Genomic DNA, 1,796 nt, shown 5'->3' with positions numbered 1-1,796 from the left:
CCGATACTTTTTGGCTACTAAAGTCTACCAAAGCAGACCTTAGCTCACCAATGCAAGCTGATTACTCAGCCAGGGTGTATCTACCAAAGCTCTTAGGAATATCCCGCGAGCGCCATTGATGTCGCGTTCGCGAAGCGTGACCAAAGGTCAATCCATTACTCGGCCATCAATCAAAGACCTAATAGTCTTACTGCCTCCGATGTTAACTATTTCTCCAGTCCAGCTAACTGTCTTACTCGTATAGGCTTCACAAACATCCACTACTATTTTGCCGGTTTCCGAAGCTTTATGCTTTAAAAACTCTTTAAACCTAAAATGGGAAAATGTGAGCAAATTCCGTACAGTTTTTGACCGGATTTTTCTTTTTCCTTTTTTTGACATTTCAGACGTCTCAAAAGTTGGAAGTAATATCACATCAAAGTGGTCAACTAAGAATCGAGCAGCTTTGTGATGGAGTTCGTTTATTAGATTTTGAATTCTAATGATAATTCGCCTAGCAGCTTTCCTCATTCGTCGCTTCTGATTCCTAGACGCCTTGCTAATTTTTGACAGTAAATTATCAAGATGAGTACAAAGTCTCTGAATTCTGGAAAAATCTCCGTGACCAATCTTTCCTACAGAATTTTCGCTAAAAAACGTCAGAAATGTTCTAACACCGGGGTCTATCGCTACCACTCTACCTTGGTTATCGGCTTTCGTTTGAGTAGTTTGATGAGGGACTGTTAAATAGTAGTCCCCATTCGTGCTGGTTAATCGACAATCTCCCCTGTTATCAGGCAAAGATTCGGAAAAGGTTAAAGTCCCTAATTTTGTGTGATAAACCCCCTTCTCCGAGACCGCTGACTTTGGGATGTAGCAAGACTGAACAGGATTTTTTCGAGACCTAAACCTAACCCGATTAATTTGCCCAGTCTTTTTGTACTTTTTCTTGGATTCCCTGACAGCGGTGCAAGCATCCTTAATCCCTATGGATTTAATTTGATAAGGCACTGCTTTACACCACTCGGGAAGGTCATTTAATATCCCAGTTTTGATAGCTTTCCAATTAGCTTTTATTTCGCCATTTTGGAGTATCTTGACGGTTTTATTGAATACATAACGGGACACTCCAAACCATTTACGAATAATGGAACGTTGTTCAGCATTGAGGAATATCCGAATCTTTTTTGATTTTTGCCCCGTACTTTCGGAGTCCGTGAACCCGACAAGAGAAGACGTGAATGATTCAGAGAAGATCCGCTGTGAGTTCGGATCCTCGACAGCTTTCAGGCTGGTCGAGAACCAGGATTTTGCCACCGTTGAGCTCTGCCAGGTATTCAAACAGTTCAAACCCGAATCGAGTGAGTCTGTCTCTACAGGCAACAACAATAGTGAGCTGACATCCTTGCATAAGTCGTTCCAGTATGGTTCTAAGCCCTTTCCTTTTGTAGTTGAGTCCTGAACCGATATCCTTGATGATTTCCGCTTCTGGGAACATGGAATGCATGTATGCGACTTGCCTGGCGAGATCGTCAAATTGCTTGCTGCTACTGACTCGGCAGTAACAAATTGTGACTGGCTCGGGAGCTTTTCGTTTCCCCAAAGTGGCAAGACTAACTGTATCGAACATTCTGTACCCGCTTGGGGTTCGTTCGCATTTGATGATGCCATTGTCTGCATATTTCCTCAAAGTGGTTTGAGAGAGTCCCGTAAGTTCGACCGCCTTACGGAGTGGTACTAGTGTCATGTCTCTATTCTAACAATTATGAAAAGACTTTACTAGACTTTATGACACTTTGCATAACTGTCTACTAACC

Annotated in this window: 2 protein-coding genes; both read right to left on the bottom strand. The window is 42.5% G+C overall.

The window, feature by feature from the left end; genetic code table 11:
• Positions 1–147: 147 nt before the first annotated feature.
• The gene (locus F6K37_RS40760) at positions 148–1,296 is read right to left on the bottom strand and encodes an RNA-guided endonuclease TnpB family protein (protein ID WP_287256995.1); all 1,149 of its coding nucleotides are present in this window, start codon (positions 1,294–1,296) and stop codon (positions 148–150) included.
• On the bottom strand, positions 1,226–1,726 hold the full coding sequence (locus tag F6K37_RS40755) for an IS607 family transposase (protein WP_287256994.1): 501 nt from the start codon (positions 1,724–1,726) through the stop codon (positions 1,226–1,228). The genes F6K37_RS40760 and F6K37_RS40755 overlap by 71 nt, the downstream gene beginning before the upstream one ends.
• Positions 1,727–1,796 lie beyond the last annotated feature (70 nt).

The sequence above is a fragment of the Moorena sp. SIO4E2 genome (genome assembly GCF_010671945.1).
Lineage (GTDB): Bacteria > Cyanobacteriota > Cyanobacteriia > Cyanobacteriales > Coleofasciculaceae > Moorena > Moorena producens.
Note: the sequence above shows the minus strand (reverse complement) of the source record. Positions and strands in the feature narration are given on the sequence as shown.

Excerpts from the sequence above, each read along its gene's own strand:
- F6K37_RS40755 (WP_287256994.1), bottom strand. The coding sequence starts at position 1,726 with ATGACACTAGTACCACTCCGTAAGGCGGTCGAACTTACGGGACTCTCT.